At 45.2% G+C, this 20,849-nt stretch carries 17 protein-coding genes; 16 read left to right on the forward strand and 1 reads right to left on the reverse strand.

What is annotated here, in order from left to right; all coding sequences use genetic code 11:
- The first annotated feature begins 31 nt into the window (after positions 1 to 31).
- The 10 genes from E4N69_RS05215 (at position 32) to E4N69_RS05260 (ending at position 10,656) form a co-directional block, all read left to right on the forward strand.
- A complete protein-coding gene (locus E4N69_RS05215; protein WP_253824722.1) occupies positions 32 to 916 on the forward strand; it encodes an RpnC/YadD family protein in 885 nt (294 codons plus the stop codon).
- Between the two features lie 986 nt (positions 917 to 1,902).
- Positions 1,903 to 2,916: a leucine-rich repeat protein gene (locus tag E4N69_RS05220; RefSeq protein ID WP_253824723.1), complete on the forward strand. Its 1,014-nt coding sequence runs from the start codon at positions 1,903 to 1,905 to the stop codon at positions 2,914 to 2,916.
- A gap of 142 nt (positions 2,917 to 3,058) precedes the next feature.
- Complete coding sequence (locus E4N69_RS05225; RefSeq protein WP_253824724.1) at positions 3,059 to 3,649, forward strand: hypothetical protein; 591 nt, start codon at positions 3,059 to 3,061, stop codon at positions 3,647 to 3,649.
- A 93-nt stretch (positions 3,650 to 3,742) separates the two neighbouring features.
- Complete coding sequence (gene trxB, locus E4N69_RS05230; protein ID WP_253824725.1) at positions 3,743 to 4,696, forward strand: thioredoxin-disulfide reductase; 954 nt, start codon at positions 3,743 to 3,745, stop codon at positions 4,694 to 4,696.
- 56 nt (positions 4,697 to 4,752) lie between these two features.
- Entirely contained in the window at positions 4,753 to 5,070 is a 318-nt protein-coding gene (locus tag E4N69_RS05235; protein ID WP_016524044.1) for a thioredoxin TrxA, read from the forward strand.
- A gap of 113 nt (positions 5,071 to 5,183) precedes the next feature.
- On the forward strand, positions 5,184 to 5,657 hold the full coding sequence (gene grdA / locus E4N69_RS05240) for a glycine/sarcosine/betaine reductase complex selenoprotein A (RefSeq protein WP_162663353.1): 474 nt from the start codon (positions 5,184 to 5,186) through the stop codon (positions 5,655 to 5,657).
- Between the two features lie 136 nt (positions 5,658 to 5,793).
- Positions 5,794 to 8,217 (forward strand): chemotaxis protein CheA, encoded by a 2,424-nt coding sequence (locus tag E4N69_RS05245; protein WP_253824726.1) that lies wholly within the window; start codon positions 5,794 to 5,796, stop codon positions 8,215 to 8,217.
- A gap of 17 nt (positions 8,218 to 8,234) precedes the next feature.
- Positions 8,235 to 9,572 carry a CheR family methyltransferase gene (locus E4N69_RS05250; RefSeq protein ID WP_253824885.1) on the forward strand — a complete coding sequence of 446 codons (1,338 nt, stop codon included), beginning with the start codon at positions 8,235 to 8,237 and terminating at the stop codon, positions 9,570 to 9,572.
- 169 nt (positions 9,573 to 9,741) lie between these two features.
- Positions 9,742 to 10,206, forward strand: a complete 465-nt coding sequence (locus E4N69_RS05255) for a chemotaxis protein CheX (protein WP_162663355.1) — start codon at positions 9,742 to 9,744, stop codon at positions 10,204 to 10,206.
- Between the two features lie 12 nt (positions 10,207 to 10,218).
- On the forward strand, positions 10,219 to 10,656 hold the full coding sequence (locus E4N69_RS05260; RefSeq protein ID WP_162663356.1) for a response regulator: 438 nt from the start codon (positions 10,219 to 10,221) through the stop codon (positions 10,654 to 10,656).
- 97 nt (positions 10,657 to 10,753) lie between these two features.
- On the opposite strand, the gene E4N69_RS05265 is transcribed toward E4N69_RS05260, so the two are convergent.
- Positions 10,754 to 11,473, reverse strand: a complete 720-nt coding sequence (locus E4N69_RS05265; protein WP_253824727.1) for a helix-turn-helix domain-containing protein — start codon at positions 11,471 to 11,473, stop codon at positions 10,754 to 10,756.
- A gap of 160 nt (positions 11,474 to 11,633) precedes the next feature.
- Here E4N69_RS05265 and E4N69_RS05270 point away from each other — a divergent pair, with 160 nt between their 5' ends.
- The 6 genes from E4N69_RS05270 (at position 11,634) to E4N69_RS05295 (ending at position 20,841) form a co-directional block, all read left to right on the forward strand.
- Positions 11,634 to 12,656 carry a GerMN domain-containing protein gene (locus tag E4N69_RS05270; RefSeq protein WP_253824728.1) on the forward strand — a complete coding sequence of 341 codons (1,023 nt, stop codon included), beginning with the start codon at positions 11,634 to 11,636 and terminating at the stop codon, positions 12,654 to 12,656.
- An 89-nt stretch (positions 12,657 to 12,745) separates the two neighbouring features.
- Positions 12,746 to 14,314 (forward strand): spiro-SPASM protein, encoded by a 1,569-nt coding sequence (locus E4N69_RS05275; protein ID WP_253824729.1) that lies wholly within the window; start codon positions 12,746 to 12,748, stop codon positions 14,312 to 14,314.
- Positions 14,286 to 15,251: a glycosyltransferase family protein gene (locus E4N69_RS05280; protein ID WP_162663358.1), complete on the forward strand. Its 966-nt coding sequence runs from the start codon at positions 14,286 to 14,288 to the stop codon at positions 15,249 to 15,251. Before E4N69_RS05275 ends, E4N69_RS05280 begins: the two co-directional genes overlap by 29 nt.
- Positions 15,248 to 17,983 (forward strand): cytidylyltransferase domain-containing protein, encoded by a 2,736-nt coding sequence (locus E4N69_RS05285; RefSeq protein ID WP_253824730.1) that lies wholly within the window; start codon positions 15,248 to 15,250, stop codon positions 17,981 to 17,983. The genes E4N69_RS05280 and E4N69_RS05285 overlap by 4 nt, the downstream gene beginning before the upstream one ends.
- Positions 17,976 to 19,826 carry an ATP-grasp domain-containing protein gene (locus tag E4N69_RS05290; RefSeq protein ID WP_253824731.1) on the forward strand — a complete coding sequence of 617 codons (1,851 nt, stop codon included), beginning with the start codon at positions 17,976 to 17,978 and terminating at the stop codon, positions 19,824 to 19,826. Before E4N69_RS05285 ends, E4N69_RS05290 begins: the two co-directional genes overlap by 8 nt.
- Positions 19,807 to 20,841 (forward strand): N-acetylmuramoyl-L-alanine amidase, encoded by a 1,035-nt coding sequence (locus E4N69_RS05295; protein ID WP_162664756.1) that lies wholly within the window; start codon positions 19,807 to 19,809, stop codon positions 20,839 to 20,841. Before E4N69_RS05290 ends, E4N69_RS05295 begins: the two co-directional genes overlap by 20 nt.
- The last annotated feature ends 8 nt before the right edge of the window (positions 20,842 to 20,849 follow it).

Raw genomic sequence — 20,849 nt, forward strand, 5'->3', positions numbered from 1 at the left:
TGCTATAATGCAGGCGGTGAGAGGGATTGCTATGGCTACGGTAAATAGAAAATATAAAGACTCGGTATTTGTCGATCTATTCAGTGACGATGAAAAAGCAAAAGAAAGATTCTTATCTCTTTACAATGCTTTGCATCATACCAATTTACCGCTTTCATGTCCGGTAGAAAATATAAGGCTTGATAACATCATATATATGAACATTATCAACGATGTTTCTTGTCTTGTAGACGATAAAATTATTGTTCTTGCTGAACATCAATCTACCGTAAATGAAAATATGCCATTACGTTTTCTACAATACATAGCAAGACTGTATGAAAAGTTACAAATACCGGCAGACAGGTACTTAAGAAAGTTATCAAAAATACCGACACCGGAGTTTTACGTCTTTTACAATGGGCGGGAAGATTATCCTGAAACGACAGTTCTAAAACTGTCGGATGCTTTTATTACCAAACCTGAGCAGGTTCCGCTGGAGCTGAAGGTACAGGTACTGAATATAAATAGTGGTAAAGGCGGCAAAATACTAAAGACATGTAAAACCTTAGATGAATACAGTCTTTTTGTAGAAGAGGTACGCATTCAAACACAACTCGACCCTGAAAATGGTTTTACCAATGCGGTAAAGGTATGTATAGAAAAAGGAATCTTAAGAGAATACTTACAAAGAAAGTCACGGGAGGTAGTTAATATGTTAATAGCCGAATATGACTATGATACCGACATTGCAGTACAGAGAGAAGAAGCAGGCAAAATAGCTCTTGCCAAAGGAATATCTCAAGGTTCTCTGCAAAAAGCACTCGAAACAGCAAGGAACCTTCTTCAATTCGGTTTATCCGTTGAAAATATCGCACAAGCAACCGGCCTTTCTCAAGCGGATGTGGAAGCCCTTAATCATAATTATAAATTATGAATTCATAATTGGTTTCCGCACAGCGGGAAAGCAACCGCTCAAAATAGTTTTGATCCAGTTGCTCCAGGAGTGTTCCCCCCTTAGCTTGGATTAGGATGGGCAGATTCTTAATTATGAATTCCATAATTACCCATTATTTTTTCCCTTGCATTTCCCCGCGTTTGCTTCTATAATAATCCTTATGCCGAGCCGACATACCGCATATCCGCAGTACCAACCGCCTCTCGCTAAAATGCACCCTTTAGTGCCGAGGCACCTGCTTCCTATTAACCTTTTGAAAATATGCGAAGCAGATGCTAGGAGCCTAGCCGAAATAAAGCGGAGACACGCCCAAAAACGGACATCCGTGTCCATTTTTGGGCTGCAAGTTTGCAAGCAAACTTGTTACAGCGTGGAACAACCGCCATCCTTGGCGGTTCTTATACGTCGAGCATTTTCAGCAGCGGCACGGATGCCGCTGGTTTATATCAGAAGTGATGTTTCGGCTGCTGCCGAAACTCACAGTCAAAACTATACAAGGATGTATAGTTTTGGCGATGCGACAACGCAGATGCCCGCATATTTGCAAAAGGGGCTTGACACGCGCATAATCGGCGGCATAATTTTCACAGCTCACAGCTCACAGCTCACAGCTCACAGCTCACAGCTCACAGCTCACAGCTCACAGCTCACAGCTTGAACTTTATTTAGATAACTTTTTATCTACTTTTCATAGACACTACTATCTTTTCTCACTTTACACGCAAAAACAAACCGCAAAGTACGTTATCTATTCCAAAGATTCCGCAATACATCTTGTCCCCACTCAATTATTAATTATGAATTATGAATTCATAATTAGTTATAAATTCCACTCCGTCTTGTCCCGCAATTCACGGCAGGCGGTTTGGTTCGATACCGGATGAAATCAAATCAGAATTATGAATGCATAATTCTGATTTTCTTTCTTCCTAATTATGAATTTTAGAAACTTAAAGGAGAAACGTATGAAAACCATACATAAAAAGAATACTACATTTTTGAATTTGGCAGCGGCAGCGCTGATGGTTGCTGCTTTGGTACTGGGCTGTAAGCCGAATGTAAGCAACGGAGGCGAAGTACAACCGCCGGTTACAGACGGCTGCACGATAACGATGAGTGCAGGTGCAAACGGTTCTATAACGGCAAGTCCCGTTATTCCTGCCGGGGGCAAGGTAGCAAAAGGCGCCGAAATTACCTTTACCGCGACTGCAAATCCCGGATATCGAGTTGATACGTGGATGGTAACTCCTACAAAGGCGCTTACCGCAGACGGACAGCAGGGAGATGCAATCGCAAAGGTGAAGGTTACAGCAAACACAACAGTAAACGTAACGTTTAAGCCTATAGTATATACGCCGGTCGCATACGCTGACTTGCATAACCATCTCACCACCGCACAGCCTGAAACCAATGGTATCTATTACATCGAGATAACCGGTCTTACGGCGCCAGACGTAACAGGAAACTCCATTAGAGATAGTGCAAGCCCGCTCGGGCAAATACTGAACAGCAACAGACAGAAAAAGGTAGCGCTCAAATTCGGGGCAATAGCAGGCGTTACGGATATGAGCAGTTGCTTTAACGGTTGTACAAGTCTTGTTCAAGTATCCGATATTCCAAATAGTGTTACGGATATGTACAGCTGCTTTAAAGGCTGTACAAAGCTTGAGCACGTACCGAATATCCCTAATAGCGTTACGGATATGCACAGCTGCTTTTACGGCTGTACAAAGCTTGAGCACGTACCGAACATCCCTGATGGTGTTACGGATATGTACAGCTGCTTTGAAGATTGTACAAGCCTGACGTCCGTTACGCTCAAATGCGAGTACCTTGATGGTAAATTTCATTATGCGTTTTACGACTGCAGCCGCTTAAGCACAGGCAGTATTAAAGTTCCAGCGGATTCGTTGGATGACTATAAAGATAATGCAGACAAGATGAAAGCAGAGGCGGAATGGTTTGCAAAGGATGAATAATCCGCTGCACATATAACTAAAAACATCGCAGGGGAACCGTAATAAATAGGGATACGCGGTTGCCCTGCGATTGTCTATAACCGCAACAACGGTACTGCTAATATGCCGTTGTAAGCGAGAACAATATTAAAGGGGTATTTTTATGAGTGATGAAATGATTTGTTTGGAAGAGGAAGCAAATGTTGCAGTAAAGCATGTGTTCCGCGCAGAGCTTTTAAATGCAATCGCAAAGAACGACAAAGGGGCGTTTAAGAAGTGCGTAGAACAGATTGGAAAAGATTGGCACGTCAGCCGCACCGTCGAAACGGAGGAGAAAGAGGAGTTTCGTGAAGATCTTTGGAAAAACAAAGAGGCAATACTGTCAAATAAATATGAATGGAATAAGTCTCAGTACAGCGCTTATAGTTACGAAAGCAAAATTTGCTTTTTGCTCAATCCTGTGTACTATAAACTGATTTATGACGGACTGAATAAAGCGGCGCTGACCGAATTTTATAAATCAATACATGACACACGAAAAGTGGATAAAGAAACATGGCAAGAAACGGTAGAGCATTACTATAGCACATTATCGTTTTCCCCAAAAGATGAAACGGACATAGACCGTATCTTCAGAGAAGATTTTAAGCTGTGGGCAAAAGATACCGTAAAGACATGGATTGTCAAAGAAAATGGGCATATCACGTATAAAAGAGGCCTCACACCTGAAAGCGCGCAAGAGCTATCGGTGTAAAACAATTACCTGCTGCGTTTCCTGCGATTATCCTGATTGCACCTAGCCAAAAGATATTTTTTGTGATAAATTGCTGCAATCATGGGGGAACCAATGAGCGAAAAATATGATTTGATAATTGTCGGCGGCGGTCCCGCGGGAATGGCTGCTGGAATTTATGCAGCGCGTTCAAAGCTGAAAACCGTTGTTTTGGAACAAAAACGGAATACGGGCGGACAGTGTTATATTACCGAAGAAATCGAAAACTATCCCGGCTTTCCCGATGCGACCGGTCCATCTTTGAGCGAAGCTTTCCGTAAACATGCTGAAAAATTCGGGGTTGTATTTGTGAATACGGGAGCTGAAAAGCTTGAGAAAAGCAGCGACTCTCTCCATTATATCGTGCATGGAACCAACGGTACCGACTATGAAGGTCTTGCCGTTTTGATTGCAACCGGCGCCGGCGCTCGTACTCTTGGGTGTAAAGGTGAAAAGGAATTCAGTGGAAAGGGTGTTTCCTACTGCGCTACGTGCGACGGTGCATTCTTTGAAGAATGTGAAATTGCCGTTGTCGGCGGCGGAGATGCGGCTGTTGAAGAAGCAATGTATTTGACAAAGTTTGCCGATAAGGTAACCATTATCCATCGCCGTGATGAATTGCGGGCAGCTAAGTCTATTCAGGAAAAAGCATTTGCCAATCCTAAGATGGCTTTTAAGTGGAATGCTGTTGTAGATGAAGTATGCGGCGACGGACTTGTGTCTCACTTAAAACTTCGGGATACGAAAACCGGAGAAATTTCCGATTTTAAAACCGAAGGTTTATTCATATTTATCGGGCATGATCCCGAGACTGAACTGGTAAAGGATATGGTGAAACTTGATGAGGCGGGATATATTATTACCAACGGGCGAATGGAAACCAATGTGCCGGGTATTTATGCCGCCGGTGATGTTATCCGTAAAGAGTCCCGTCAGGTGGTTACTGCAGCAGCGGACGGCGCTCTCGCCGGAATTTGGGCAGGCAACTATATCGACGATATAAAAGCGCGTCAAAAGCTTTCAAAATAATGTAAGAACCCCGCTTGTCAACGTTAAACTGAGCGGCGGCGTATAGGAGGACTAAAATGGTTGAATTGACGAAAGATTCATTTGAACAAGAAGTACATGGATCAAAGGGTGTTACGCTGGTAGATTTCTGGTCTCAGTCTTGTGTGCCATGCAAGCAGTTGATGCCTGATGTTCATGCAATGGCAGAGCGCTATACGGGGAAGGTAAAGTTCTGTTCGTTTGATATCGGTCTCGGACGCAGAGTTGCAATGAAAGAGCAGGTGCTCGGTCTACCTTCAATTCTTATTTACGTTGACGGCGAAAAGAAAGAACATCTGACCGGCGAAGGGCTAAATGCCAAACAGATTGAAGATACGCTTCAAAAATATCTGTAAGAGTTTAGACTTATTAATAATGAAATATCGGGGAAATATCTCCTGATATAGGGTGTTTCTAAAAATCCAAGCGGATTTTTAGAAATTTCTACAATTTCCTTGGAGGATATGCTATGGAATTAAAAGGCAAAAAGGTCATCATTATCGGTGACCGCGATGGCATTCCCGGGGAAGCCATAAAGCTTTGTGCTGAGTCGGCGGGCGCTGAAGTTGTTTATGCGGCAACCGAATGCTTCGTCTGAACAAGCGCAGGCGCAATGGACTTGGAAAACCAAAAGCGGGTTAAAGATTTAGCTGAAAAGTACGGTTGCGAGAACACGGTAGTGCTTCTTGGCGGTGCCGAAGCAGAATCGTCAGGCCTTGCCTGTGAAACCGTTACAAACGGTGATCCTACTTTTGCAGGTCCGTTGGCAGGAGTCTCGTTGGGACTTTTGTGTTATCATGTGGTTGAACCGGAAATTAAAAATCAAATAGATCCTAAGATCTATGAAGAACAAATCAGTATGATGGAAATGGTTCTTGATGTTCCCGCAATTATTGCAGAAGTCAAAGAATATCGTGAGAAATACTGTAAGTTTCTAAAGTAAAAAATAGTACAATAAAAGCATATCGATTACGATCCGGTGATCGATATGCTTTTGTAAACTTTCCTCAGTCTTAAATTAGAATAAAATTCGTATATGAGACCTTGACTAATCTTGAAAAGCAATTAGAATTATTGTTATGAGTGATTATCTGGATATCAATAATGAAGAGTTGTTGAAAGACTTTTTTAGTGAAGCAGAACAGCAAGTAGAGCAGTTGGAAAGTAACATCCTTGTTATTGAGCAGGATCCTACCAATAAAGAAGCTATTGATGAGATTTTCCGTGCGGCTCATACTTTGAAAGGCGGTTCTGCAACTGTTGAGATGAGTGAATTATCCGGTTTCACTCATGCCGTAGAAGACTTACTTGATGCTATTCGGTCAAATAAGGTTACTGTCACAGAGGATACTATTGACCTTTTACTGCATGCTTTGGATATAATCAAAGATATGCTTGCGGCAAGATCTAATGGTGAAGTATACAACCAGGATGTATCAGCCACGGTAGCAAAATTGCGGTCAAATATACCTGAGGGCAAAGAAAATAAAAAAAATGCTGCAAAAGCTTCGCAGTCGAAGGCTGCTTCCAACCCGGTTGTGCAACCTCAAGCAAAGACTACCCCAACAAATAATGGAAATACGGCAGATCCTGCCTCGTTGCTTTCTGAGTATGAAATACTGGAGTTACGCGAGGCTGTTCCAGCCGATAACAAGGTATATGCCATTCGCGTACAATTTGATGAATCAAGTTTAATGAATACTGTCGGTGGTATTCAGGTGTTTGCTGCATTGAAGCAATCTGCATTGGTGCTTAAAACTATTCCTGATTTTGATGCCCTTTATGAAGATGAATTTCATCCCGAGGTTCTTTATTATGTTGCATCAGATGCAAGTGAAAGTGATTTGTTGTCGATCGCAAATATCCCCGATGTAACGCTTAACGCAGAAATCGATGAGTTAACCTTCAGTGCTGAGGGTAGCGCTTCTAAAACGAAAAGTGTAAACGCTGATGTTGCCTCCGATCCGTCGGCTGCGGAAACTCGGTCTGTTGCCGCTGATGCGAAACCGAAGGATGAAACGCCTGAGCCTGCAGCTGCTACTGTTGCAACGGGAGAAGCGGAGCATCCGAAAAAATCTCCGGCTACAGCTGCAAATGCTGCACATTCATCGGGATCGGTATTGCGCGTTGATGCGAAACGAATCGACTATTTACTTAATTTGGTCAGCGAGACGGTTATTACGAAAGCCTCACTTAATCAAAGTGCGATGGAGTTTAATGAACTTTATGCGCTCTTCCAAAATGCAAACGGTGAATATAAAGACCGGATTCGTAAGCTCTTGGACAAGTTTCCGTCTTACCTCGAAAAAATACAGCAGGGGGTAGATTTAAATACAATTAAAAAAGAACTGGCTGCAGATTATGCCGGTATGTTTGAGCTTTTTAGCCAGTTCGAAACCTCTATGAAGTATTCAGTTACGAAATTTCGTTCTTCCGCACAGAATTTAGGCCGTATTTCCGGTGAACTGCAGGAAGGCGTTATGAAAATCCGTATGGTTCCTATTAGTCAGATTTTCAGCCGTTTCCCTCGTGTAGTTCGGGATCTTTCAAAAACATTAAATAAGAGTATTCAATTGGTAATTGAAGGTGAAGACACTGAATTGGATAAGTCGGTTGTCGAAGACCTTCTCGATCCGATTATGCACTGCGTGCGTAATTCTATGGATCATGGTATTGAAACTCCTGAAGAACGGAAAGCATTGGGTAAATCCGAGCAGGGGACGCTTTTACTTAGAGCGAGCAATGAAGGTAACATGATCGTTATTGAAGTTGTCGATGACGGTAAGGGTATCGATGTTGACGCTGTAAAAGCAAAGGCTGTTGAACGAGGTCTTTTGCATCCCGGTAAGAACCTCACCGATGTTGAAGCATATCAGTTGATCTTTGCACCGGGCTTTTCGACCTCAAAGACAATTTCAAGCGTTTCAGGGCGTGGCGTCGGACTGGATGTTGTTAAAACGCATATCGAAAAACTCAACGGAACTGTTACCGTCGTTTCGGAAAGAAATAGAGGAACTCGCTTTACAATAAAGCTCCCGTTGACACTCGCTATTATCCAAGGTTTGTTGATACGGGTCGGCGAAGAAGTTTATTCCATCCCGATTACTTCCGTTATTGAGAGCCATCGAGTGCGCAGTGAAGAAATTAACCGTATCGACAGCTATGAAGTATTTAATGTGCGTAATGAAGTTATTAGTTTGTTGCGTCTGAATAGACTATTCGGTGTTCCTTCAGCAGAAAAGGGTGATGACGGTCATCACTATATCGTTATTGTCGGAACCGCCGAAAAGAAAGTCGGATTGATGGTCGATAGTCTCATTGGTGAAGAAGATGTCGTTATTAAGCCTTTGAAAGATCAGTTTACCAATTCTCCGGGAATTGCCGGTGCATCAATCTTGGGGGATGGGTCAGTTTCGTTGATTATCGATGTCGGGCAATTGCTTGATTTAGGATTAAAACAAGAAATGCATGCTCGTGAACGTCGCGAGGCTTCTATCTGGTAAAAGGGGATTAAATGACTATGGAAAAAACCGAGTTGAATACAAGTGTAAATGAGGAACTGCAAGACGAGTATGTAAGTGAACCTCTTTCAATTATCGATTTTAAGATGATAACTTTTTCCCTTGCAGAGAAAGATTATGCGATCGATATTATGAAAGTAAAAGAGATTGCAAAGGCAAATAATTTCACATATGTACCGAATACTGCGCCTTTTGTACTTGGAGTATATAACCTTCGCGGTGATATTATTCCAATTATTGACTTACGTATTTTTTTCAATATTCCGATTAAGCAGCGCGCAAAAGATACTATTGAGAGTATGGTTATCATTAACGTTGATGATCAAACTTTTGGTATCGTCGTTGATCGAATCGATAAAGTAGTCGGCGTTTCAAAAAATACTATTCAACCGCCGCATCCTATTTTTGGTGATATAAATATTAAATATATTTATGGTGTTGTAGAAAATTCCGGACAATTGTATATTTTATTGGATGTCGATCGTATTTTCGCTTCCCGTACCGTAACGGAAACAAAAGCAGCAGTTGTCGAAAGTGAGGCTCTGCCAGCCGATGATTCTTCAAAGATCGGTGTAGCAGATGTTGCTCAGTCAAATGATGCGCTTGATATCCGCTTTATTGGTGATACGCTTGCTGCTCTCGGTCAATTTTATCCTTCTCCCGTCAATAGTGCATGGCTGGAAAAGCGATATTACGAATGGCGGGATATGCGCGTTGCCTCGAGCATCCAAATACAATCTGAAGATCAAGCTCGGGAGTTTTTGAGTAACTTCCTTTCGCCTAATACGCGGCGCTTTTGGTCTGATGCGTATATGAATTCGGTATTGGCTGCCTTGCCCGATAATGATGCTAAAATTATTACCGTTTGGAACGTCGGTTGCGATTCGGGATACGAGACATACAGTCTTGCCGTCCTGTTAAAGCAGAAATATCCGCGTGCTACCATTAGAATTTATGCAAATGATGCCGATCTTTTGGCTATTTCCAATGCGCCGATGTTGACTGTTCCTGAAGAGCAGGTGATTAATAGATTTAAGCCGTATTTGGTTAAAGGAGTGAATGATTCATATAGCTTCAACCAAGAAATAAAAGATATGATTTTGTTTGAATACCATGATTGTTTGCATCAAAATACGGTGCCGGATGTCGACCTTATCCTCGCTCGAGACGTGTTATCGTTTATTAAAGCGGAAAAGCAAAGCATCTTATTGGAAGAATTCAGGGATAAGCTGAAAACAACCGGCGTTGTTATCTTAGGTGCAAATGAAATGATGCCAAAACAGAGCGGATGGATGCGGCAAGTGATGGGGGATATAACTACTTTCTCGCGAGAGTAGGTTGTAGCGGATAATCGAAAATCAATATAGATTTTCGATTATTGATAAACAGAGGGCTGGCAATCGTTGAATAAACGGTCGCCATGCGCAGTTTGTATCAAACTGAAAACGGACCTCGTACCGTAACGGATGTTATTGTTCGTTTAATTTTTTTCGAAAGGAGATTTTGATGCGTGTAGAGTATATCAATCCGTTTAGTGAAGCTGCCTATAACATCTTAGTGCAAGTACTTGGCGGTGAAATTAAACGCGGTGACTTGTATTTGAAATCTACTTGTATGCCTGTGATGGGCGTTGCGGCAATTGTAGGTTTGGCCGGTGATGTTGAAGGGCGGGTTATTTTTGATATGACCCCGGAAACAGCATTAAAGATCGCATCGGCGATGAATCAAGAAGAGTTCACCGAATTTGATGAACTGGGGCGTGCGACGATCACGGAACTTGCGAATCTCATTACCGCACAAGCAGTGACAAAACTGCATGATCTCGGGTTTAAATTCGATTTAACCCCGCCTGCTCTTTTCACCGGTGATAATATGTCAATATCGAGCAGTGATATTGAAGCACTGATTGTACCGATGGAAACGGCGCAAGGTAAAGTTGAAATAAACGTTGCTATTCGCGACAGAGCTTAAGAGGAGTAGGCTATGATTTCTAAACAAGATTTTCCGTCTATTAACGAACGTGCCCCGGGCGGTGTAAGAGCTGATGGTTCAGCTTATAAAGTTCTGGTGGTGGATGATTCTATTTTCGTTTCCAAACAGATCGGCCAGATTTTAACCAGTGAAGGTTACGAAGTTATTGCAACTGCTGTCGATGGTTTTGAAGGTGTCGAAAAATATAAAGAGTTGTGTCCGAATGTTGACCTTGTCACAATGGATATTACGATGCCCAAAATGGACGGTATTACAGCTCTTGAACAGATAATGGCTTTTGATAAGAATGCAAAGGTTGTTATGATTAGCGCACTCGGAAAAGAAGAGTTGGTAAAGAAATCTCTGCTACTTGGAGCAAAAAACTACATTGTTAAACCGCTCGATCGCAAAAAGGTTCTTGAGCGCATCGCTGCCGTTTTATCGAAATAGTGAAAGTTTTTGATCTTACCGTGGATTGAACTCTTTCTACGGTAAGATATTGTTTTTGCAGTTTTTTGTGGTATAAAGTGGTTGCTTACAATGGTTATCATTTATGGATACAAAGCAGTTGGTATGTGTGATCTTTATAGGAGATAATATATTTATTTCCTAGTAAACGATGAAGCTTATTTCTAAGCCTATAGATATGCGTTTGTGCATAGTTCTGACTATTCTTAACTGTTTTTGCATTTAATAATTCAATAATCTCTTCTACGTTTATTCCATCTTTCTTTTCTAATAACCTTGTAATTAGTTGCCTTTGTTTTTTTGTAAAATGTTCCATGACTTGATTGACGCTGCTCGCATTGGCAGAATAAGCATTGATAGCTTGATGTTCTGTTTGCGATGCAGATTTCTCTTTTTGCTTTTTATACTTTCGAAGCCTCTTTTTTACTTTTTTAATCAATTCCTTATCTTTTTCGGTTGTAAATGGAAAATAATAATATGATGATAGGTAATGGACGGAAAAATCGAACGTTGTTTCCGTTTCGGTATAATCGATAACGGTAAAAGTTAAGCCTAATTGTTCAAGTAGGGCTTCGATATCAATATTATAATGCTGTATTCTGCTGTGTTCGATAAGTAAAATTTTAAGCGATGGCTTTTCAAATTTTGAAAGAAAATCCTTTAAGCAATAGGCTGCCGTAACTTGTATATTGGCATCTTCGAGATACCGGTGGAGACTTTTATTTCTTTGTATATCTTGATCATATAAAAGCACTCTCATATTTTTATTTTCGGCTAAGTATTGATATGGCTCAATCATTTATCGGAGAATTGTCGAAGCTTTTTTGCTGTGCAAAATTATGCCTAAAATTTCGCGTATTTTTCTAGTAGACGGGTAAACGCATCAGGCGAAGCAAATAAATATCACAGAATAAGAGAGGTCTTGCATACTGCCTGTAAAGTATCGTATGATATATCTCATGGCAAAACGTAAAAAAAGAAAAATATCGCTCGGTTGTCTTTTTTGGATTGTATTTATTTTATTGATTGCCGTGCTTTTTTTCTTGAATAAAGACACGATTTCTTTTGTTTTAGAAAAAACAAATGCGAAAAGTATATTCTTAAAAGATAAAACCGAAAAAACGCAAGACGCTTCACAGGCGATCCCTGGGCTTCAATCTAAAGAAGAGGGTGGCGATAACGCTCCTGTAAAAGGAGACGGTAGTAAGGAACCCGAGCAAGAAGCAAAAAACGAAGCTCCCTCACAACAGCAAAGCGACGATAAACAGTCGGAGTCGGCTGCACCGCAAAGGAATGAAAGCTCACATGTCCGTAACAATGAGCAAATAAAAAAGCCTCAGCCTGAAAATAATAGCAGGGGCAATTCGCAACAAAACAGCGGACAAACAGCTGCGCCGGGTTCGGTAACGCAAAAACCGGCTGATGAACATTCTTCGTCGCAGCGCAGCACTGCTACGACAGCACAACAATCAACACCCGCTTCTTCGCCGGTTCAAAAACCTACTGTAACCCCATCAAGCCCATCGGCAAAGCCGGAAACCGCTCAAAACCGGTCGGCGGCAGTAAGAAAGGCTGTCATATACTGGGTTCGGGTAGATGCGGACGGAAAGCTTGTTCCGAAAAGTGCAACTCGATTACTTCCTAAATCCGATGCGCCGATGAGCGATGCACTCGAAGCTCTTTTTGCCGCTCCTACTGTAGCTGAGTTAAAACAAGGAGTACGGACGCTTATTCCGCCCGATACCAAGCTCCGTTCCGCATGGGTAAAGGACGGCATCGCCTTTATCAATGTGAGCGAAGAATTCCAGTTTAATCAGTATGGTATCGACGGGGCTCTGGCGCAGCTTTTGCAGGTGGTATTCACCGCTACTGAATTTTCAACCGTAAAATCGGTACAGTTTCTGATTGAAGGACAAAAAAAAGAGTATCTTGGCGCAGAGGGCGTTTGGATCGGCTCGCCGCTTTCGCGTACTTCTTTCTAACTTGAATCCCCCGTGCGTCTTTTAAAAACCGGAGCTTTGGAGATGCCTTGCGGTTTACCGAAGGGGACTTTATGCCGATATTGGAGAGTATGAAATCTTTTGTTGTGCTGGCGGCAAACGGTATTTCCGATTATGCGATGAGGCCGCTTACTCAAGGCGGTTGTGCAGCTTTCGCGTCCGCGCTGGATCGTGCGAGCCGTTTCCCCGATTATGCGGGTACCATTATAACCGCAGCAGCGGAGCAATGCGCTGCAATTCAAAAATACTGTGATGAACTCAATATACCGCCGGTGCGGGTCGTTCCGGTTGCGGAATCTACCGCCGCCGCTTTTTTTAAGGCGCTTACCCCTTTTGCAGCGAAAGCCGACCATATTTTTATTGCGTGGGCGGACGCTCCGTTTTTAGACAGTGCAGGGGCGGCGCAGCTCTATACTCAGCATTGTACTTATAAGGCGGAATACAGCTTTGCAGATGGATATCCCGAAGGACTTCTTCCGCAAATTGTCGCGGCAGGTCTTGTGCCCATATTGGCAGCGTTGCCTTTTGCGGCAGAGGTGCCGCTTGGGCGTTCTTTCCTGTTTGATACCGTCAAAAAAGATATAAACTCTTACGACTTGGAGACGATGATTGCGCCTGATGATGTGCGGCACCTGCGTCTTGCTTTTTACGCCGATACCAAGGCTTCATGGCTCTTATGTCGACATTTCACCGGTATCACAGCGGAAAATTATGCTGCGTACATTGCCGAACGGCAAGAATTCCTGCGGCCGCTGCCTGCCTATTACGGTATGGAAATAGTCGCCTATCATCCTTTACATTCTATTTATCGTCCGAACTTGTTTCCTAACAACTTTGATGATTCTTGCTGTATGGACTTTGAAGCCGCCGCTCGGCTCATCGATGCGATTGCCGCTTTTTCCGAAAGTGCAGTGATTTCTCTGTCGCTCTATGGGGAACCGCTCCTGCATCCTCGCTTTGCAACACTTGTAGCGCTGATACTGAACCACCCAAACCTTTCGGTATTGATAGAAACGAGCGGCATTGCGGATAAGACGGCATATAATCTTGAGTATTTTACTCAACTCGCTCAAGTTTGCAGGGATGTGCCGCCGAGGAGCGGCGGACACTTGCCGATTTATTGGATTGTCGATATCGATGCGGCAGGATCGAAAACGTACGGCGCAGTTCATCAGCTTCCCGATGAGGAGGCTGAACGCTCTTTAAAGCAGGCAGTAACATTTGCGGATCAGTTGGCAAACGTTTTTCCTAAAGCAGTGTGGATACAGATGACGCGTATGAATGAAAATGAAGCGGAATTGGAGCCTTTTTATCGGTTGTGGGAAAAACGGGAAGCAAAGCCGCTTATTCAAAAATACGATCACCTCTGCGGAGCGCTCCCTGATCGGCGCCCTGCAGATATTTCTCCGTTACAACGACATCCTTGTTGGCACCTCAAACGGGATATGTCTATTTGTACGGATGGAACCGTTCCGCTCTGTAAAGAAGATGTTAACCGTTCGGTGGTACTCGGGAACGCTTTTACGATGCCGCTCGAAACGATTTGGGAAAACGGCCGGCGTTACTATTGCGAGCAGATACAATCATGCTATAAGGGGGTATGTGAACACTGTGACGAATACTATACCTACAACTTTTAATGAACGGAAAGTTTCACATACTATTATCGGCGGTATGCAGTATCGAGGACAAAATAAGCCGGAAGATTTCTGTGTTATCGTCTTGAACCGGGGTAGAAAGTATTATCGCCCTTTCTTTTTTGAACAGCTGTTAGCGGAAGGCTTTACATCCGTTATTTCGATAGAGTCAAGCCCTGATGCGGGCGATATGGAAAGTCTGACGACTAAATTTCCGCAAGTACGCTTTTTATTGCCTCAAGAAAAGCTCACCGTCGGGGAGATGATCAATCTTGGTTTTGCCGAAACGGTTGCGCCGTATATTATGGTGCTCTGGAACGATACGCGTATTCCGCCGGGGAGCTTTACCGATCGAGTATTGGAGAAGATCAAGGAAGCGCATTTACTGTGTGCAGCGCCCGTGCTGGCGAATGTACGGGGAGAGGCGGTGCCTAATCAAATGGTTCCCAGCCTAAGCGGAAATCGGTTTTCGACCGAACAGTTCTCGTGTATCAAAAATAAGACGGCAACGATCTATCCCTATGATTTTATGGGAATATATAGTAGAAATAAGTGTATGCAGCTCGGCGGTTTCGATTATACTATTCAGAATCCTTATTGGCAAAACCTTGATTTCGGTTTTCGCGCCCACCTCTGGGGTGAAGCAATCCGTATCTTTACTTCTTTCAGGATTCATTATGAGGGAGAAACGCCGCCTGAAAATATCTCTACCGATGCTTCATATCGGCAGTTTTATCTCAAAAATCTTGCGCCGGAGCTGACGGGCGGATCTGCTGTGATTCCCTTCAAATTATTTTGGAGATATTTGCGTAACTCCGGTTTAAATCCGCTGCATGCATGGCAGCATTTTTCTGAAGCGCGGCGATGGGTTGAACTGAATAAGGATCGGTTTACCACCACCGCTCGTGCGCTAATAGAGCATTGGGAGCCTTTTATATGAGCGTTTATTCAGGCGTTGCCGTTGTTGTGCAGGCTCGCCTCAATTCTTCACGACTGCCGCGTAAGGCACTTTTGAACCTTTGCGGTAAGCCGCTTCTTGCCTATACACTTGCAGCAATGCGGGAGATTCCTGCGGAACGGTACATCCTCGCCTGCGATCATGCGTCGAAAGCCGAGTTTGCACCGATTGCTGAGCAATACCATTATACCCTGATCAGCGGTTCGGAGACCGATGTGCTTGGCCGTTTTTGTTCGGTTGTTAAGCAGTTTGAATCCTCGCTTCGCCCCATTACGACGATTATCCGTGCGACAGCCGACAATCCCTTTTTATTCACCGAAGCGGCAGAGGCCTCCGTTAAGCGGTTTGTCGAGTTGGGAGAACCGGATTACTTTACCTACACCGGTCTCCCGCACGGCAGCGGTGTCGAAATTTTAAAGGCAAAGAGTCTTCTTACTGCGGCGCAACTTACGAATGACTCGTATGACCATGAACATGTCGGTCCCGCGCTGTATCGATATACCGACACTTTTATCTGTGTAAAGGAAACCGCTCCGCTGCAGTGGTATGCGCCGCACTTGCGGACAACGGTCGATACACAGGAGGATTTTAACCGTGCGGAATTGATGATGCAGTATCTGCAACGGGAAAAGACCGCAATGCCCCCGTCTTCGTCCGCGGTAATGAAGGCCTGCCGGTATGCCGGTAGAATTGCCGTTTTTGTTCCGTCGGTACGGGAAGGGCAGGGGACGGGACATCTCCGCCGCGCCTGTAGCTTGATACAAGAGCTGTCCCCTCAGCTGCGCTGTGTGCTGTATCTTCGATCTTCATCTACGTCTTCATTTGTACAGGATATCATTAAGAAGGCGGGGAGTATTGAAACCGTCAATGAAATTCCGGAGCAAGCATGTGTGTTTATCCTCGATAACTTTAGGACACAGGCCGAAGAGGTGCGGCAGCTTAAAAAAATTGCGCCGGTCGTCGCCTTGGATGAAGGCGGGGAGGGGAGGGCATACGCCGACTATCTGATCGATATTCTCCCTACATTGCCGTATCCCATTGAGTTATCTGACGTATCGGCATCGAAACTTTCGAGGGATTCATCAAAGGCTTCAAGTTCCGCGCACTCCGCGTCGAACCGTACCGTCGATCGCTCCAAACATACTATAGATCATTCTTCACGTACTTCGGATCACTCCGAATCGGGCGAAGCGCTTCGCTCGAATATTACCGAAGTGCGTTTTATTGCGCTGCCTCAAAAGCGGAAGCGGGACGGCGCTTTAAAAAAATATGAAAAGAACGGAAAATACTTTTTTCCGATTGAGAATGCAAAACTTTTGGTTGCCTGCGGCGGAGAAGATGCTGCTCAAATGGGACTTCCGGTTGCCCGTACGTTTGCCGAGCTCGGCGCTGAGGTTTCCGTCGTTGAGCCTAATGAAAAAAACTATTCCCAGCAGAAGGTGAATCTCTATGTGTATCCTTATTTGGAAAATCTGCGGGATAGGCTCTGCGAATGGGATATCATTGTAACGCACTACGGCTTTACCGCCTTTGAAGCGCTCGCTGCGGGATGTGCCGTTATCCTTGTCTCTCCGACCGAATATCATTATCAACTTGGCATTAATGCGGGCTTTTCAACGATGCCTGCCGGTATTCCATCCGCTCAGGGTTTTAAAGCGTTATTCAAGGCCGGTATCGATATTCCGTCCGTCGTTACGCCGCAATCAAAAGAAAAAAGCCTTGCCGATTTTATCTTAAAGCTTTCTACGGCAACCGCTCACCGCTGTCCGCTCTGCGACGAGCAGGCTTTGCTTCCTCCCGAAGGGAGAGCCGAAAATAAAACCGTTTCGCGCTGTCCTGTCTGCGGAATGTACTATCCGTCATTTATCGCTGCAGAAAAAAAAGACTACAGCGAACAGTATTTTTTTGAAGAATATCAGGCTCAGTACGGTAAGACCTATCTTGAAGATTTTGAATCGATTAAACGGCAAGGTTTACGGCGGATGTCGATCATCAATGCGATCTATGCGAAGGTCTTTAATGGCGGCAAGGAAGAGTCGCTTTTTGAAGGGCTTCATCATGGGACAAAGCGGATTCTCGATGTGGGTTGTGCCTACGGCCCCTTCCTTGCGGCTGCAAAGGAGTCCGGTTGGAATCCCGTCGGTACCGATATTTCGGCGGAGGCTGTGCACTATGTTTGTAAGACGCTCCAGCTTCCTGCTTGTCAGGCTCCGTTTCCCGTACTTCCGGCACGGTTTCCCTTTACGGTTGAAAAAACATTTACCGAACAGCATAACCAGTCTCTCAGTATTCCGCTGGAATCAGGCGGTTTTTCTGCGGTAACGATGTGGTTCGTTATTGAGCATTTTCAAGATTTGAATTCGGTGCTGCAGAAGGTCTCCGATCTTTTGATTGGAGGTGGAATTTTTGCTTTTTCCACGCCTGCGCTGTCGGGCGTTACCGGCCGGTGGAATCGTCGACTCTTTTTTGCGCAAAGCCCAACCGATCACTATACCATCTGGGATAGATGGCAGGTAAAAAAACAGCTGGAACAATATGGATTTACCGTAAAAAAGATCGTATCTATCGGGCATCATCCGGAGCGGTTCCCCCATGCTGCCAAGATAAGGAAAGGTGGCTTCCGCTGGAATATATTGATGTTGGTCAGTAAGCTCTTTAAGTTGGGGGACAGTATGGAGATTTATGCGGTAAAGCAGGGAGCGTTTGATGACTAAAAAACGGGTGTTTATGCTCGGCGCAGGCTTTATGCAGGGTGTTGCGATACGCGCTGCCCGCGCGCTCGGCTGCACCGTGGTTGCAGCCGATGGAAATCCGTCCGCGGTGTGCGCTGCGGAAGCCGACGAGTTCGTATGCATCGATTTAAAAGATACCGCGCGCCTTATCGACTATGCGCGGTATTTGCAGCAAAACGGCGGACTTGATGCGGTGTTTACCGCCGCGACGGATTTCTCCGCCGCAGTTGCCGCTATTGCGGCTGCCTGCGGTTTGCGCGGGCACACGCTTGAAGCGGCGCTCAATGCGACGGATAAGGTACGGATGCGGGAATGCTTCCGTAAGGCCGGTGTACCGTCTCCCGCTTTTATTGAGCTGACCGCCGCCGACCTTGCAGCTCCGGCTGACCGTTTAGAAGCAAGGGGTAATGTCCGGTATAGTGATCTAGGGGCAGCTACAGCCGATACACTTGAACGGCGGCTTGGCGAACTTGCAGGGCGTTTTCCGCTGGTGGTAAAGCCCGTCGACAACATGGGCGCCCGCGGATGCTCGCTGGTTAAAAATCTTTCGGAATTACGGAAAGCGGCTGCTACGGCATTGCAGTATTCGCGGAGCGGGCGCGCCATTGTCGAAGAATACATAGAAGGAAGTGAGTTTTCGATTGAAGGGCTGATCTTCGGCGGGCGGCTGTATATCACCGCGCTTGCCGATCGGCATATCTTTTTTCCCCCGTATTTTATCGAGATGGGGCATACCATCCCGTCGGAATGCACGCAAGACATTGCCGATGAGGTTATATCAGTGTTTGAACGCGGCGTTCATGCGCTCGGCTTAACCGACGGGGCGGTGAAGGGCGATATTTTGGTGCGGAACGGCAAGGCCTTTGTCGGAGAGATCGCCGCCCGCCTTTCCGGCGGTTACATGTCCGGTTGGACGGTACCGTACAGCTGCGGTTTGGATATTACAGCTGCGGCGTTGACCCTTGCGCTCGGCGGTTCGCCTCGGCTGCACACCTGCGGGAAGGATTCTTTCGTTATCCCGCTCAAGCAAAACTGTCCGCTTGTGTCTGCGGAGCGGGCATGGATTTCCATTCCCGGGCAGGTGGCATCCGTCAGCGGCTTGGAAGCCGCACGCGCAGCGCCCTTCGTCAAAGATGTGTTTCCCCGTGCCGGTGCAGGCGATACAGTGGTGTTTCCACAAAACAATGTCGAAAAATGCGGCAATGTATTAAGCGCTGCGCCGAGCCGCCGGGAAGCAGTGCAGGCAAGTGAAGCCGCCTGCCGTAAAATCGTACTGCGGCTTAAACCCCATGTTGCGGAAACCGATGCTTTCTTGGCGGAGCTGCATTTCCCGGCGGAACAGCAGATCTTTCCACCGAATTTTTTGCAATTTACGGAACCGCTCGCCGGCGCCGAGACCGCTGCAAAGGTCGCTGTCGAGGTTCTTGCCACGGCTCCTGCGGCAGCTAGTAAGGGGCAACGCAGCGGAGGTTCCTCAGCCGCTTCAAGCGCTTTTTTTGACCGGTTACTCGCGGATGCCGTTTACGAAGAAAAAGAAGGCTTTGTACTGCCTTGCTTTTTAGCGGCAGCGCTTGGTACCGCCTGCGATCTGCAGGGCAGGTCGCTGAGGGAATTGCTGCATCAAGCGCTTGAGGAGGAGCCGGGATTGGCTTCCATACTGGGCATTTCCGGTTCGCCGGAAAGGAGTGCAGTGAGTGCTTTATCTTCGAGGAAAAGCCGTGGCTCATCTTCACTAGACATACAACGGAAGAATGGCTATTGGAAAGCTCTTATCCGGGGCGGACTACAAGGTTTACTCTATCGGTATGACTGCGAAAAGGTATAATGCCAAGTTTTTTACCACTGTTATTTTCCTTTTGCTCGTGAGCGTTGCTCCTGCGTTCTCTGCGGAAAAAAACGTCTCTGCGCTTGAGACGGCGGATAGGCTTGGCGCCGACCTCACATGGGATCCACTTTCGCAGGAGATAACGTTTACAGTCGGGAACCATACGGCACAGTGCCGGATCGGTACGCCGCTTGTGTTTTTTGACTATCGTGAAACGATAATCGCTCAAGCTCCTCTGATGGGAACAAATGCTCAGCCGCAGCTTCCTGCAGCTCTCTTTACGCAGCTGGAGACTTTTTTTAAACAGTTCGACATCGGCTCATTTTTCCGTGTCGGTGCGATCCTCATTGATCCCGGACACGGAGGAAAAGATCCCGGCACGACCGGCTCTTATGTCGAAAACGGTAAAACTATCCCCGTTTATGAGAAAAACATTGCATTAAGCGTTTCACTTTCCCTCTATGATATGTTACGCAAGACTTATCCCGATAAAAAAATTCTTCTAACTCGTTCGGATGACACGTATCCCAGTTTAGAGGAACGGGTTGAGATGGCAAATAAAGTATTACTCAAGAAAAATGAAGCCATCCTCTATATTTCAATCCACGCAAATGCTTCTCCGTTTAATAAGAAACCTTACGGTTTTGAGATCTGGTATTTACCTACCGACTATCGGCGCAATTTAATCGATAAAAATACAGCATCAAGAGAGATTGCACATATTTTAAATATAATGCTTGAAGAAGAATTCTCTACCGAGAGTATTTTAATCGCAAAAAATATTTCAGACGGATTGGAAGCGCAGATCGGTAAAGAGAGTAAAAACCGCGGTTTAAAAGAAAAGGAATGGTTTGTGGTACGGAATGCAAAGATGCCGAGCGTGCTCATCGAGCTGGGCTTTGTAACAAACCCCGAAGAAGCGAAACGGTTGAATACTCCTTCCTACTTGCAAAAATGCGCACAGGGAATATATAATGGCCTCACTGCATTTATCTCTCGCTTCGAGGGTCAATAGGTAAGGTA

It is taken from the genome of Treponema sp. OMZ 906, from assembly GCF_024181185.1.
Taxonomy (GTDB): Bacteria; Spirochaetota; Spirochaetia; order Treponematales; family Treponemataceae; genus Treponema.